We start from the raw sequence: 14,395 nt of genomic DNA, 5'->3' as shown, positions 1-14,395 counted from the left end.
TTTCACACATTTTAAATCTGTAGGATCGTAGATAAAATATAATATATTACAATACTTCATTATTAAATCGGAGCTCTTTATGCAAAAGATACAAAAATTCTGTATTAACCATCCTTATATCATCTTGTTTTTAAGTGTTTTATATTATTTTTCTTTTATTTTGTTCAATCAAATACACATGAACTGGATAGGTGATCTTTATATTTATATTGAAATTGCTCAAAACATGTTTAGTGGAGGCGTTCTTTATAGAGATGTTATTGATACAAAGAATATAGGATTTTTCTTCTTTTTTTATTATATTATTTATTTTCCTTATGCTTTGTTATTTTCTTCAATGGAATTTTTCTTTGTTTGGCAAGCAATTTTTCTTAGTCTATGGTATTTTGTAGTGGCTATTATGATTTATCATATTTTACTTCCTATTTATAATAAAAAATTATCATTAGGTGCTTCTTTTTTATATTTAATTTTTATAGCGTATCCACCCCATTCTTATTTTATTAATCAACCTCAAATTGCTCTTTTTGGGCATCTTTTATTGATTCTAGTGATTATGAATACATATCACAAAAACTCTCTTTTTTATTATATGATTTATGGGGTGATTTTAGGTTTTAGTTTTAGTATTTCTTCTCCTTATGCTTTTTTAGTATTGATAATTCCTATTTTAGCATTAATACAATATCAAAAAGATAAAATTTTTATGAATATTATTCAAAAAGGAATTATTGCTTTTATTGGTTTTTTATTAGCCTTACTTCCTTTTGTGATTTATTTGTATTGTACTAACTCTTTCTCAGATTGGTTTTATTGGAATTTTACTTTCCCTACGAGTATCTATTCTTCAAGAGCTTACACTTTTGGAGAACCTAGAGATTTAAGTATGATACACAAAATATTCCTAGGGATATGGAGTATGTTAGGTGGAAATATTGTGCTAGGTTTAAACTACTTAGACTCATTTACCGCACATCTAATAATTTATATGCCGTTTATAGCTTGGGTAATAATTTTGTATAAAAAGCAACTTTCTAAAATATCTTCTCAAGAAAAAGTACTTACGCTCACTACTGTTTTGTGTATTCTTTCGCGAATAGGTTTGATAAGAGTTTATCCTTCTTATAATATCTATATAATTCCTTTTATTATTTTATCAATACCATTGATATGGAACACTTTGTCTTCGTATCCTGTATTAAAAAAAACTTATTTGTATTTGATGATACTAGCCGTTTTTATGACAACGATCAATATGCCTATTCGTTATTTTGTTACTAGTTTTAAAATAGAATTTTTTGAACAACTCAAACAACTCACTATAAATAATCCAACAAAGACTCCTACAGTAATGTTAAGTCAATGGACTGGATATACTTATTCTACACGATGGAAACATGTTTATTATAATTTTTATCATTTTCTAGATCAAAGTTTTCAAGATAAAGTCTACGAGTATCTTCCTGAGGTGTTAATAATTAGAAAATTCACTTTTGATCATCAACTTAATAGTGATATGAAATTTATGACATTTATTAATGAAAATTATCATTTTATTGAAGATAGTAATAGGAGTATTTTAGAAGAAGATAGAACTAATAATGGAGAAGGAAAAATATTCATTCGAAAAGATGCAGTCTCTTCCTGGAAACTATAATATTAAGACTACACATACATATGTTTATAATTAAAAAAAATAAAAGTCCCTCTTAGTTTTTATACTAGAGAGGGACTTTTATTTTAAATATAATTTTTTCTATAGAAATAAGATGAGTGTTGTATATTATTTCATAGCTTTTTTGAGAATTTTTTTGATCATAGTCAAATTTTTAGAATAAGGTGGGTATCTGAATGGTAGCTCAAATACAAATCCTTTTCTAAAAATAGATGTTTGTCTAGAAAAACATAAGAAACCATATTTTCCATGATAAGAACCTATTCCACTTGTTCTAACACCACCAAATGGTAAATCATGTACTAAAATATGGGAGATAGTATCATTAACACAAGCACCACCAAAGGAAATGTTATTTAAAAAGTAACTAGTAAATTCTTTATTATCAGAAAAAATATACATAGCCAATGGATAAGGGCAAATTTTGTTAATAAGACGGCGAGCATCTTTTATATCTGTATATGTAATAATAGGCAAAATAGGCCCAAAAATTTCTTCTTGCATTACTGGAACATCTAAACTTGATGGTTTGACAAAAGTTAATTCCATGGATAAATTTTCTTCTGAAGATTTTCCACCAAATATTATTTCACAATCTTTGAGATAATGCATCATTCTATCATAATTTTTTTTATTGATAATTTTACATTGAGGTTTTTCTGCAATAAAATCTTTCATGATTTCTGGCAGTAATTTTGCGACTGTTGATTCCAATTCTTTATTCAAGAGAATATAGTCTGGACAAATACATGTTTGTCCACTATTAAGAAATTTACCCCAAATAATACGCTTCAAACTTTTTTTCAAATTAGTTGTAGAAAGATTATCAATAATAGCCGGTGATTTTCCGCCTAACTCAAGTGTTACATCTGTAAGGTTTTGAGCAGCTTTTTCCATAACAATTGTTCCAACTTTAGGAGAACCTGTGAAGAAAATTTTATCGAATTCTAATTCAAGCAATTCTTGAGTATTAACTTCATCGTACACAACTGAAATATAAGAAGAATCAAAATTGTTGTTGATTATTTTTGCCATGATAGCAGATGTGTGTGGAGTATCTCGGGATGGTTTTAACATAACACAATTACCAGCTCCTATAGCAGCTACAAGTGGTACTAAACTTAATTGAAGAGGGTAATTCCAAGGAGAAATGATTAATGCTAGACCAAAGGGATTTATTACGATTTCCCCTTGACCATCTAATGTAATCGTGTTTCGAGCAACTTTTTTTGTTTTACTCCACTCTTGACCATGTTTTAGAAAAATATTTAATTCTTCTAATATTAGAAGAATTTCAGCTGATATGGATTCAAATTCACTTTTACCGAGATCATTTGCTAATGCTAAAATAATTTCATCATGATGTTGGATAAGTAAACTTTTCAATTTTTTTAATTGAGTTTTTCGGAATTCCCAAGATTTTGTTTGTCCTGTTTGAAAGGTTTGAAACTGAGAATCTCTAATCTTTTTGATTAATGACATACCAGACTCCTATATATTGTGTTATATTTTAATATTTATAAATCATTTGGACTAGCAAGCATAAAGGTTTGTACACGAGCAGCTTTTTCTCTATCGAGTAGAGTCAACAAAAAAGGAACGGTAGAAGCTTGACCATTAGCAATAGCTAGTTCATCCATTTTTTTAAATACATCAACTACTTGAAGATCTTCTTGCAAATTCAATAATTCTGCAGCAGTCTGAGGAGGCATTCCTGAAATTTGTGTAGCAACATCAGCAATTTTTAAATCATAAGTATTTGCTTCTTCTTTTTGTATTTTGACTAATACTTGTTCATTTAAGAAGGCTTCTCTTTCATCTTGAAGTTTTGTCTTTTCTGTTTCCAAACTAAGATTACTAGCAATAATTGTTTGATCTTGATTAGATAACTCAACTTCTTTAATAGTTAATAATTCCCATTTTTTGTTGAGTTCTTCTTTTTCTAATAAAAGAATATCTTCAACGCGTATAGGCGCAGAAATTTTTTGCTTGGTAATTTGGCTGACAATACTTGAATAGTTAATAACTCTCATATAATCTAAAAAATAAAGCATTGACCCTGCAATAGCAATGTTAATAAGTAATAACATTGCAACTTTTATCCACTGACCCATAATATTCCTCGTTATTTGTTAGACTTAGTTATGTTTTAAATTATAATAATAATTCAAAACACGGGGGACATATTCCTGTGTTTCTTTATAATTTGGTATTCCATTAGCTTTGTCAACAGCATCTGGTCCTGCATTATAAGCTGCTAATGATTTTACAAGATCTCCATCATAACGAGTAAGCATTTCTTTAAGAACTTTTGCCCCTCCGTAGATGTTTTGTTCAGGATCAAAAGAATCTGTTACTCCCATTCGTTTTGCTGTATAAGGCATTAATTGCATCAAACCTTCAGCTCCAACACGAGAAACAGCATTAATATTATATGCTGATTCTGCCTGTATAACAGCATGTATTAATCGTGAATCTACCTTATAAACAGATGCTGCATTTTCTATAATATTATCCCATGTTTTTGGATTTGTTGATTGAATTTCATTACCTATAATAGATTTTGGTTTTGAAGTAGGCATAATCCCAGATTCTTGGTACAATTGCATTAATGAGTCAGTACGATTTCCAAGTAATGTGCTAGGAAGAATATCATTACCTTCATTGATAACATCTAATGGTGAATTATTTTTAGATCGCATGACTTCATTCAAAATTTCAGAAAAAGTATCTCCATTAGGACGAGCTTCCGCAATTTTAGTGGCTGTTTTTTTAGGAGACGCTTGACCTGTTTTTTGAATTTCCACGATACGATTTTCTATAGATTGTATTCTAGAAATAATATGACTTGCTGGCATAAAACCTTCTTTTATTGAGATATGATTTTTAGTATAACATTATTTATCAAAAAACACAAAAATAAATATGTGGGATTATACTGGATTGTTTATCAATCTGTTTATCTCTTGAGTTTTTTTATAAAACTCTGTATACTTATTATCTTATTATAATTTTAATATAGTTATACGAGATAATAATAATTTGTAGGTAAAATGAGTAATATTGGTATTTTAGGTGTGAATAAGCCTGCTGGGATGACTTCTTTTGATGTTGTTCGTCAAATCAAACGCGAAACAGGAATCAAAAAAATAGGACACGGTGGAACATTAGACCCTATGGCTACAGGAGTGTTGCCGATTTTGTTCAATGAAGCAACAGCTTTTTTTGATGTGTTATTGAATTCTGTGAAGATTTATGAAACAGAAATTCAACTAGGATCTGTTACAGATACTGATGACAAAGAAGGACAAATAACAGAAACTCTTCCTATAAAAGATATTTCTTTGGAAGAAATAAAAACACATATAGAATCACTAACTGGTACTATCTCTCAAATTCCTCCTCAATATTCTGCTCTAAAAATTGATGGTCAACGAGCTTATGATCTTGCTCGAAAAGGCAAACAAATTCTTCTAAAACCTAGAGAAGTGATTGTTTATATGTGGGATAGAGTCTCTTATGATGCAGAAAAACATATTATCAAAGCAAGAATTCATTGTGGCTCTGGTACTTATATCAGATCTCTCGGTAAAGATTTAGCAACAATGCTTCAGACGGGGGGACATTTAATATCTCTTCATAGAGTATCTTCAGGTGGGATTGATATCAAAGATACGATTGAATTTGATGATATTGCAACAAAATGGCAAGAAAAATTTATTTCTCCAGAAGAAGCTTTAGCATTTCTACCTGTAATAGAGTGGGAAGGAGATAAAGAATACTTACTTCATGGAAAACCACTTGTAAGAGAGCTATGCAAATATCCGTCTAAAGATGGAATATATAGATTGATGTATGCGGGTCGTATTGTTGCTTTGTTGGAACATAAAGATAGAAAACTTACTTACAAAAAAAATCTCATGCATTTGTACAAAAATACAGAAATAGAAGAGAAATAATAATTAATAAAACAAACAAGGAAAAATTATGTTCAAATTGAATACTAATACTAAGTGTTATATAGTACTTAGTGGAATTTTAATAACGATGATAGGATTTTTGTTTAGAGAAAGTTTATCAGGAATGATTTTACAAGGTTTGGATGATAATATTTCTATGAGAGCTGTGATTGTGCGTTCTTTATTGTCAGGACAAGGATATCATTTTATTTCAAATTACTGGATAGGTTTTATTTTTAATGTTCCTAATCCAGATTTTTATAACACGATATTAGAATTAACAGGCAGTGAAAAAGTAATAGGTGTTTATGTATTGGCATTGATGCTTTCTGGTTTTGTTACTTTTAAATTGATCAAACGCTTAGGTGTTTCTGCTCTTGGATCTATGTTTGGATCTATTTCTTATACTTTTTTACCTCATGTTCTTTCTTTGGTATATAGTGGGCATGTGTTGGCTTTAGAAGCTATTCCTATGACTCCCGCTTTTTTATTGTGTATTAGCGTTTTATTAGATGGACAAAGTGATTCTAAAGTTTTTAAAATTCTTGCAGGGCTCTGGGGTGGTATTTTTTGGGCTTGGATGATGATAGGTGAACCACAACGAGGTATTTATGGAACTGTGCTAGGAGTTTCTTGGGCAATATACCTCTTAGTTCAAACTAAAGCTATTTCTTTTAATGCTCTTTTTTCCAAACCACAAGAGTTTATCACCGCAAAAGTATTCAAAAACAAAATTCTTTATTTATTAATTATAGTGATTGTAGGTCTGGGTGTTTTTCTATCAACAATCAAATTTTGGGCTAATTCTGAATTTTTGTCAACGCAAGGGTCTTGGGAATTTTCTACGGCTTGGTCTTTCCCTCCTTCAGAGTTACTGGACAGTTTTGCTTTTGGATATCATGGACTAAGTTCTACAGAATCTGAATTTCCTTATATTGGAGATAAACCAATGTCTGGCAATTCAGATTCTTTAGGATTTTTCTTGATGTTCTTTATGATTTGTGCTGTGGCTTTATCTTGGAAATCTCAGAAAAAAGGTCTTAGATTTTTTACTATTGCAGGGTTAATAGCTTTGTTATTATCTTTTGGTAAATATTTTCCAGGACAAGCTTTCTTTTGGTTATGGTACAATCTTCCAGGAATGGACAAATTAAGAATACCAGCAAAGTTTCTTAGTATTACAGGACTTTCTTGGAGTATTGTTGCAGCGATTGGATTAGATTCTGTACAAGAATTATTAGAATCCAATCAAGAAAAAATTAAAAAAAACTTCCGTATTATTCTAGGTTCTATAGCTGTAATTGCTGTTTTGTGGTTTGTATTGTTGTTTTTCACAGATGGTGGTGATGCTACTACGATAAGAAAAATATTAGGGCGTGAAAATAGAGCAATGATAGACGCTGCTTTAACAGGAAGAGTTAATTCTATATTAAGTATGGCTTCTTTATTTGTTTTTATTACAGGATTAATCAGCTTTTTATTTGTCAAACCTAAATTTATTAAATTTTTCCCTATAGTAATAATTTTACTTGCTATGCAAAATCTTTATGTATCAAATCGCTTTTATATAGAAAGAACTTATGTGAATTTGGAAGAAGCATATCCAAGAACAGAGTTGATTGTATTTTTAGAAGATAATCTTACGCAAGCCTATAGAGCTTCAGGTTCTTTATTTTTACCGAATTTAACAGGTTCACCAAATCCTATGGGGTCTGTAGTGGAGCAAGTTCTGTATCCTCTTAATAATAATGATCTAACTTTTGCTTTTCCCTACTATGATATCAATATGTTTGGACGGATTCCTGTATCTCGTTTGGATGATAATTATGTAAATTTCTTCAAAAGTGCTTTTGAGAGTATTTCTAATTATCAAAGTTATGATGATATCTGGGAAATGAATAAAAGACTATGGTATATAGGTAATGTTAAATATTTATTAGTCGGTGTAGACAATGAAAAAATATTTGAAAATCAAATACAAAAAGATACAACTTTTATCACAAATGTTAGGGGTAGTTATGGTCAATCTGTGGCCATTTATGAACTAAAACACAAATTACCTCGCTTTGCACTAATATATAATGTCAAACTTGTATATGATTTGTTTTTACCCAAATATCTTTCAGATTCACTTCAAGATATAGAAAACTTTGTTCTTCCTATAGAAGATTTTGGAGTAGGAATACTAGAAGATCAAAATATTCAAGCTCCTTTAGTAATAGAACCAGATAGGGTTGAGTATAATTATTATGTCTTGGATGTTAATGTAACAGAAGATACAGTACTTTATTTTGGAGATTTATTTGATGAGGGATGGGTGGCAAAAGCTGATAACGAATCACTAAATATCTATAAGGCAAATGGTATTCAACAATATATGTATCTTCCAGCAGGAACGAAGCAAGTAGAAATTTTTTATAACAGACCTGTAGAAGGATTACTATATTCAAGAATATTAATTGTGTTGGCTATTATTTTTGCTCTTGTTGTATGGATTATGAAAAAACCTTTATCTAAGTAATATACTGATATTTCAAAAAAGTTTCTTAAAATGTTAAGAGATTTTAGCTATTTCTAAGTAATGATAATCAAAAAATATAAGGCTGTAGCATTTGTTCAGCATTAGGATTGCCACCAAAATCATTAACAGATCCTGGCCCAAATTGAAAATTAGGGTCTAACCAATAAGAGTTGGTTTTATTACTGAAAGGTCTAGATCTGTAGTTATGTTCTTTATTAAATACAGCTATATCTTGTTGAGAACCTTGGGGAATATGTCCTGCTCGTACAGCTGTTATCTCTTGTATGTAAAAAGAATTTGATGTTGATGTAGAAGTATTTGAATCAAGAGTATTTTCTATGTTTTCTCCACTAGCAATAGGAATGTATATCTTTTGGTTAGAAGCTACTCCCCATATGTTTCCTGATATTATTAACAGTAATAATATATATTTCATATGATAACCTCTTAATAGTTTTTTGGTATAACATGGGGTTCAGAAGGCATTATAGGTTTTTCGCCTCCTTCAATATTGTTTATATACAAATTACATACAAACAAAAATAGAATCAACACAATTAACATAGAAATATTTTTTTTAATCATAAAACACCTCCATATTATAATAGAATATAATCAAATAAAATAAAAAAGCAAAGAATATACAAATCATAAGATTATTAAGTATATAAATAATGGGTAGGAGATTTAAATGGATAGTAATACATTATATATATTTTGGTGGACTATTGCTGGGGCACTTTTTTTCTTAGAGCTTATTACTCCCGCAACAATTTTTATTTTTCCAGCAATTGTTGCGTTATTAATAGGATTTACATCGTTATTTATTGATAATATAGTGGTACAAGGAATATTTTTTTTTATACTATCTATAGGTTCTATAGCATTAATTAGACCAATATTTGTTACTAGTCAAAAAGATGTGGGTTACAAAAATGGAAAAGATGCTCTGATAGGAAAAAAACTAAGAGTAGTAGAAACTATTAATAATTCAAGTGAACAGGGTAGAATAAAAAATGCTAGTGATACTTTTCCTGCGCGTAGCATTGATGATATTATTATAGAAAAAGGACAGTTGGTACATGTTATTTATATAGAAGGTATTACTGTTTTTGTTAAATTAATTGTAAAATAAATAGATTAAGAAGAGAGAGAAGAATGAGTCAAAAATTACCTACAAATTCTTATACAGGAACAAGAGATTTTTACCCTCAAGATATGAGATTTAGATCATATATGTTTTCTTTAATAGAAGAAGCAGTATCAAGTTTTTCTTATGAAAAAATATCAGGTCCTTTATTAGAAAGTTTTGATATTTTTGCGGCAAAAAGTGGAGAAGAAATCGCAGAACAGCAATTGTATGTTTTTACTGATAAGGGTGATAGAAAGGTTGCAATTCGCCCTGAATTAACCCCCACTGTTGCTCGTATGTATGCGGCTAAAATAGGTGAAATGTCTAGTATTCAACGCTGGTTTTCTATAGAAAATTTCATGCGTTATGAAAGACCTCAAAAAGGTAGACTTCGTGAATTTTATCAAGTGAATGTTGATTTGATAGGAGCAAAAGGTTCTTTTGCTGATTTTGAATTATTAAGGGTAGCGCATTCAATTTTTAGTATTTTTGAAGCAACAACAGATATGTATGAGATAAAGATCAATCATAGACAATTTTTGAAAGATGTGTTGATGGATTTTATTGGTATACCAGAGTTTAAATTGCTTGCTATTTCAAAAATAATAGATAAAAAAGATAAAATAAGCAACGAGAAATTTGCTGAATTATTTATGGCAGAAGGATTTGATGAAAATTATGTGGATAAAATTCATAAAGTTTTTGCTATGAATTTTGAAGAGGCTTCGAATTTAGTCCCTGATTCTGAAGGGGCAAAAGAACTGAAAGAAATTTTAGAACTAGGTGCTAAAATATTCAAAACTCAAAATCCACTTCGTTATGATTTTTCTATTGTAAGGGGTTTGGCTTATTATACAGGATTAGTTTTCGAAGCTTATGACAAAAATCCTGAAAATCCAAGAGCATTATTTGGAGGAGGTCGTTACGACGATCTAGTGGGTATTTTTCATAAAAATAGTGAAGTTTCTGGAGTTGGTTTTGCTATAGGAGATGTAACTTTTGAATCCTTCTTGAGAGGACACAAATTGTTATCAGATGAAGATCTTGTAGTAGAAAGACATATGATAGCTATTGATGCTGAGTTGCCCTTATCTATGTTTCATACAGTCTCCGATCATCTTAAAGAAATGGAGAATGTGTTTTTAGATTGTGTAGGAATGTTAGAAAATATTGTGATATCCCACGCCAATAACAAAGACCTGATGAAAGATTCTATTACTAAAGTAACAAGCTTGTTAGAAAAAAACCCTTTCTTCGACAAAGAAAAAGATGGTAATTTTGATTTTGAACCAGATTTATTAAATTTTCTTGGTCACTCCAAGTCAAAAAAATATAGCGTTGAAATTTATCCTGATATGACTATGAATCTTGGTAAACAACTTCAATATGCAAATAGATCTAATGTTAAATATGTATGGATCTGTGGTGAACCTGAATTGAAAAAGGGTATTATGAAGCGTAAAAGTATGAAAACAGGTACAGAGATAGAATTCGATTTAAAAACTTTTGAGCTTTATTAGAATCTTTGATGAGATAAACTGTAACAAACTATATTTTTTTTCGGAGCATATTCAGAGTGTATATAATATTTGGTCAATTAATCTTATATCAAAAATATTTTTTATTACTATAGTTATAATGAAATGTAATACAAAGGAGAATTTTATGAAATTATATATTTTATTTATAATGATGTTTGGTGTGTCTACAAATATAATGGCAGAAGTGAATGTGTTTGGTCCAGGAGGTCCTGCTCCAGCAATGGTGGCTGTAGCTAAATTATATACTATAAAAACAGGAGTTAAAGTCAATATTATCGCTGGTCCTACAGACAAGTGGGCTACTAATGCTCAATCTCAAGGAGATCTAGTATTTTCAGGATCTGAAATTATGCTAGATGATTTCACTTCTCAATTTAATCTTAAAAATAGTAAAGCTCTTTATTTGAGACCATCTGTTATTCTTGTTAGAAAGGGTAATCCTAAAAATATTAAAGGCATGAAATCTCTTTTTCAAAAAGGCATGAACATTATGGTTGTACAAGGAGCGGGGCAAGTAGGTTTGTGGGAAGATATTGTAGGAAGAACAAAAGATATTAATAAAATAAATATTTTTCGTGAGAACATGGTATTTATTGCTAAAAATAGTGCTATTGCTGTTGCTGAATGGAAAAATACACCTACCATTGATGCGTGGATTATATGGAATCATTGGTATGATAGAACCCAAGATGTTACCGATATGGTAGAAATAGAATCTGAATACAGGATATATCGTGCTACAAGTATAGCATTTACAGAAAAGGGATTAACAAATCAAGATTCTAAAGGATTTTATGATTTTTTGGATAGCAAAGAAGCTCAAGCTATTTTTAAAAAAAATGGTTGGCAAAAACAATGGAATTTATTCTCTTGGTTAGAAATATTTTAAAGTAAGAAAGACTATAGAGATATAGTCTTTTTTATTTGTATATGTTATAATAATTTCAAATATTTATTAACGAGAATTAAAATTTGGGGTAGGAAATGAAAAATATAATAAAAATGGTATTTATGCTCTTAATAATAACACCTATGTATTCACAAGAGATTATCTTAACAAATCTAAAAGCGTACCACTATAATACAATATTTAAAATGACATCAGAGATTAAACTACAGATAAATGGTGTCGTAGGAGAAGATGGGGAAATCTTTGGAGCTATTTATTTTGCACCACTGATGGTAGAATATGCTGCTTTGTTTTCAAAAGAAAACAGAGTTGAAGTATTAGCTGCGATAAAAAAATATAAAGAATGGCGAACAATTGCTATCAATAATAAAGTAGAATATGCAAAAGATATAGCTACTTTTCCTATTTATGCAGTTGTTGATAACAATTTTTTAAAGAAAACTGTGTACAATCCTAATTTGACTCTTCGTTTTGGATCAAGTGATTCAAGTAATCATTTTCTATTCTTTGTTTTTCCAGAATTAGATACAGACAATATGTTTATAAAGATGACTCCAGACACTTTTTCCTTAGATTATGCTAATGTAGTTGTATTGGAAAAAATATTACAAGAAACAAACATTGTAACGAAAACATCAGAAGGCATTGAACTTCAAAAGAAAAACGACGCTTTATTTCAATAAGGTGTCAGCTCAGTTTGACAGTACTATAGATACTTAAAATGATTTTGTAATCAATAAACTATGTTTTAAAATGATATTCGTTATGTTCAAAAAAATAATGTAGTAGAAAAATTAAATGAATAAATGATAGGTGTTTTTATGAAAAAAAAATTTTGTTGTTGCTGGTAATGGTCCTTCATTAGCTCAAATTGATTATAGAAGACTGCCAGAGCATTGGGATGTTTTTAGATGCAATCGTTTTATGTTAGAAGACAAGTATTATCTTGGTAAAAAAGTAGATTACCTGATGATTGGCGGAGGAAAAAGATATGATACTTTTTTATTAGCAAAAGCCTATGAAACATATGGTTTTTATCAATTAAATAAAGTTTACTGTACTGGATTGATAGGAAATAATATAATCTCAAAATTATATACTAAGTATTATATAGAGGTAGATGATTCAAGTAAAGAAGAATTATCTGAATTTATCACAAAATATCGAAAAGAACATTTTGGAGATAGAGATATATGGTATAATTCAGGAACAGGTGCATTGATTAACGCAGTTTATTGTGGTTATAATGAAATTTATTTAACAGGGATAGAATTTCAAAGTACAGACAAATGGATATACGCTTACGAAGATCCTCAAAATCCTATGAATCAAATTGAATTTGATTTCTATCACGATTTGAATTTTGATAAAGCTATAATTAAATTTATAAATTCTTTATCAGGGATTAATCTTTATTCTATTATTGAAAACTCTGTGTTATCAACAATGATACCATTAGCACCATTACAAAATAATAATCCTTATATTCCTATAAAAAATCTTGTCTGTCAGAAGATTCAAAATAAAATAGATAAGGATGCCTTTAGGAATATAAAAATATTGGATGACTATTTGAAGTTAAATGAGCAGAATATTAATATTTATATTTTTTTATTATATACACTATATAAAAATATCATAGGTATTATTATATATCCTCTTAAAAAGTTGAAGTATATACCAGTTTTAAATAAAGTGTACTATATTATACGAAAAATATATCGTAAAATATTAGATAAGAGGTAGTAAATAAAATGAAAGAAACATATACAGCAATTATTCCAGTGAGAGCAGGTTCTCAACGAATTAAAAACAAAAATATTTTGCCTTTTGGAAAAAGCAATTTACTCATCCATAAGATTCGTCAGTTAAAACAAGTTTCATTAATCAATTCTATTGTAGTTTCTTCAGATTGTGATCTAATGTTAGATATGGCAAAATCAGAAGGTGTAGTAACACATAAACGATTAGTAGAGTATGCTGATGAAAAAACTTATTCTTTTAATGAGGTTGTTGTTAATATTGTGGAAGCCATTGAAGGTGATCATATTATATGGTCTCCTTGTATTGTCCATTAATTAATGAAGAAATGTATACAAAAACTATAAAAACATATATAGATATTGTGTGTAGAAGTACTAATTTTGATTCTTTGGCTACTGTTAATAGGATACAAGAATATATATGGGATGGAAATCAACCATTGAATTATACCATGGAAAATCATATAATATCTCAAAATTTACCTAACTGGTATATCATTACCAATGGAGTAAATATAGCATCTCGACAATTAATGTTGGATCAACAATATTTTTTAGGCTTAAGCCCTTATCTTTTTGAAATTGATAAAAAATCAGCTATTGATATTGATGATATATATAAAAAATTCTAAAATAGAATTTACATCTGTTCAAAAAATAATTCGTATATATTTCAAAAAAAGCTTGACAAGAGCGATCGTTATAATATATACTTATTACTAAGTTGGTGATCATACAGTTTTGAATTCACCTTTTCTAAAATAAATAAAATTTATTTTAGAAAAGGGTTGACAAACGAAATTGAATGAGTTATACTAACTAACATTGAGTGAGCGATATTATTAAATACTTCATTAATAATGAGAGTATATTGGGTAGAGTTCACAAAAGTGT

12 protein-coding genes and 1 pseudogene are annotated in these 14,395 nt (G+C 29.1%); 9 read left to right on the top strand and 4 right to left on the bottom strand.

Annotated elements, in window-relative coordinates; all coding sequences use genetic code 11:
• The first annotated feature begins 79 nt into the window (after positions 1-79).
• Positions 80-1,657 (top strand): hypothetical protein, encoded by a 1,578-nt coding sequence (locus KFW21_02000; GenBank protein MDK2818203.1) that lies wholly within the window; start codon positions 80-82, stop codon positions 1,655-1,657.
• Between the two features lie 126 nt (positions 1,658-1,783).
• Here KFW21_02000 and KFW21_01995 read toward each other — a convergent pair whose 3' ends face one another.
• Genes KFW21_01995 through KFW21_01985 form a run of 3 tightly spaced genes read right to left on the bottom strand, consistent with a single transcriptional unit; the run spans position 1,784 to position 4,533 of the window.
• Positions 1,784-3,157 carry an aldehyde dehydrogenase family protein gene (locus KFW21_01995; protein MDK2818202.1) on the bottom strand — a complete coding sequence of 458 codons (1,374 nt, stop codon included), beginning with the start codon at positions 3,155-3,157 and terminating at the stop codon, positions 1,784-1,786.
• A 35-nt stretch (positions 3,158-3,192) separates the two neighbouring features.
• Positions 3,193-3,789, bottom strand: a complete 597-nt coding sequence (locus KFW21_01990) for a hypothetical protein (protein ID MDK2818201.1) — start codon at positions 3,787-3,789, stop codon at positions 3,193-3,195.
• Positions 3,790-3,813: 24 nt separating this feature from the next.
• The gene (locus KFW21_01985) at positions 3,814-4,533 is read right to left on the bottom strand and encodes a lytic transglycosylase domain-containing protein (GenBank protein MDK2818200.1); all 720 of its coding nucleotides are present in this window, start codon (positions 4,531-4,533) and stop codon (positions 3,814-3,816) included.
• A gap of 195 nt (positions 4,534-4,728) precedes the next feature.
• Here KFW21_01985 and truB point away from each other — a divergent pair, with 195 nt between their 5' ends.
• Together truB and KFW21_01975 are read left to right on the top strand one after the other, a co-directional pair.
• The gene (truB, locus tag KFW21_01980; protein ID MDK2818199.1) at positions 4,729-5,634 is read left to right on the top strand and encodes a tRNA pseudouridine(55) synthase TruB; all 906 of its coding nucleotides are present in this window, start codon (positions 4,729-4,731) and stop codon (positions 5,632-5,634) included.
• A gap of 28 nt (positions 5,635-5,662) precedes the next feature.
• A complete protein-coding gene (locus tag KFW21_01975; protein MDK2818198.1) occupies positions 5,663-8,155 on the top strand; it encodes a hypothetical protein in 2,493 nt (830 codons plus the stop codon).
• Between the two features lie 67 nt (positions 8,156-8,222).
• Here KFW21_01975 and KFW21_01970 read toward each other — a convergent pair whose 3' ends face one another.
• A complete protein-coding gene (locus tag KFW21_01970; GenBank protein MDK2818197.1) occupies positions 8,223-8,591 on the bottom strand; it encodes a hypothetical protein in 369 nt (122 codons plus the stop codon).
• 255 nt (positions 8,592-8,846) lie between these two features.
• On the opposite strand from KFW21_01970, the gene KFW21_01965 reads away from it, so the two are divergent.
• The 6 genes and pseudogenes from KFW21_01965 to KFW21_01940 all read left to right on the top strand — a co-directional run bounded on the left by KFW21_01965 (position 8,847) and on the right by KFW21_01940 (position 14,133).
• A complete protein-coding gene (locus KFW21_01965) occupies positions 8,847-9,290 on the top strand; it encodes an NfeD family protein (protein MDK2818196.1) in 444 nt (147 codons plus the stop codon).
• A 23-nt stretch (positions 9,291-9,313) separates the two neighbouring features.
• On the top strand, positions 9,314-10,807 hold the full coding sequence (locus KFW21_01960; protein MDK2818195.1) for an ATP phosphoribosyltransferase regulatory subunit: 1,494 nt from the start codon (positions 9,314-9,316) through the stop codon (positions 10,805-10,807).
• A 145-nt stretch (positions 10,808-10,952) separates the two neighbouring features.
• Positions 10,953-11,717: a substrate-binding domain-containing protein gene (locus KFW21_01955; GenBank protein ID MDK2818194.1), complete on the top strand. Its 765-nt coding sequence runs from the start codon at positions 10,953-10,955 to the stop codon at positions 11,715-11,717.
• Between the two features lie 95 nt (positions 11,718-11,812).
• Positions 11,813-12,421, top strand: a complete 609-nt coding sequence (locus tag KFW21_01950; GenBank protein MDK2818193.1) for a hypothetical protein — start codon at positions 11,813-11,815, stop codon at positions 12,419-12,421.
• 187 nt (positions 12,422-12,608) lie between these two features.
• Positions 12,609-13,484, top strand: coding sequence for a hypothetical protein (locus tag KFW21_01945; protein ID MDK2818192.1), 876 nt, complete (start codon positions 12,609-12,611; stop codon positions 13,482-13,484).
• Positions 13,485-13,492: 8 nt separating this feature from the next.
• Positions 13,493-14,133, top strand: a pseudogene (locus KFW21_01940) (acylneuraminate cytidylyltransferase family protein).
• Positions 14,134-14,395 lie beyond the last annotated feature (262 nt).

Source organism: Spirochaetota bacterium (assembly GCA_030154445.1).
Classification (GTDB): Bacteria; Spirochaetota; Brevinematia; order Brevinematales; family Brevinemataceae; genus Brevinema_A.
This window is presented reverse-complemented; position numbering and strand designations above follow the sequence as displayed.

Bases quoted from the DNA above. Each gene is read 5' to 3' on its own strand.
- KFW21_02000 (MDK2818203.1), top strand. From the start codon at position 80: ATGCAAAAGATACAAAAATTCTGTATTAACCATCCTTATATCATCTTG.
- KFW21_01995 (MDK2818202.1), bottom strand. From the start codon at position 3,157: ATGTCATTAATCAAAAAGATTAGAGATTCTCAGTTTCAAACCTTTCAA.
- KFW21_01990 (MDK2818201.1), bottom strand. From the start codon at position 3,789: ATGGGTCAGTGGATAAAAGTTGCAATGTTATTACTTATTAACATTGCT.
- KFW21_01985 (MDK2818200.1), bottom strand. From the start codon at position 4,533: ATGCCAGCAAGTCATATTATTTCTAGAATACAATCTATAGAAAATCGT.
- truB (MDK2818199.1), top strand. From the start codon at position 4,729: ATGAGTAATATTGGTATTTTAGGTGTGAATAAGCCTGCTGGGATGACT.
- KFW21_01975 (MDK2818198.1), top strand. From the start codon at position 5,663: ATGTTCAAATTGAATACTAATACTAAGTGTTATATAGTACTTAGTGGA.
- KFW21_01970 (MDK2818197.1), bottom strand. From the start codon at position 8,591: ATGAAATATATATTATTACTGTTAATAATATCAGGAAACATATGGGGA.
- KFW21_01965 (MDK2818196.1), top strand. From the start codon at position 8,847: ATGGATAGTAATACATTATATATATTTTGGTGGACTATTGCTGGGGCA.
- KFW21_01960 (MDK2818195.1), top strand. From the start codon at position 9,314: ATGAGTCAAAAATTACCTACAAATTCTTATACAGGAACAAGAGATTTT.
- KFW21_01955 (MDK2818194.1), top strand. From the start codon at position 10,953: ATGAAATTATATATTTTATTTATAATGATGTTTGGTGTGTCTACAAAT.
- KFW21_01950 (MDK2818193.1), top strand. From the start codon at position 11,813: ATGAAAAATATAATAAAAATGGTATTTATGCTCTTAATAATAACACCT.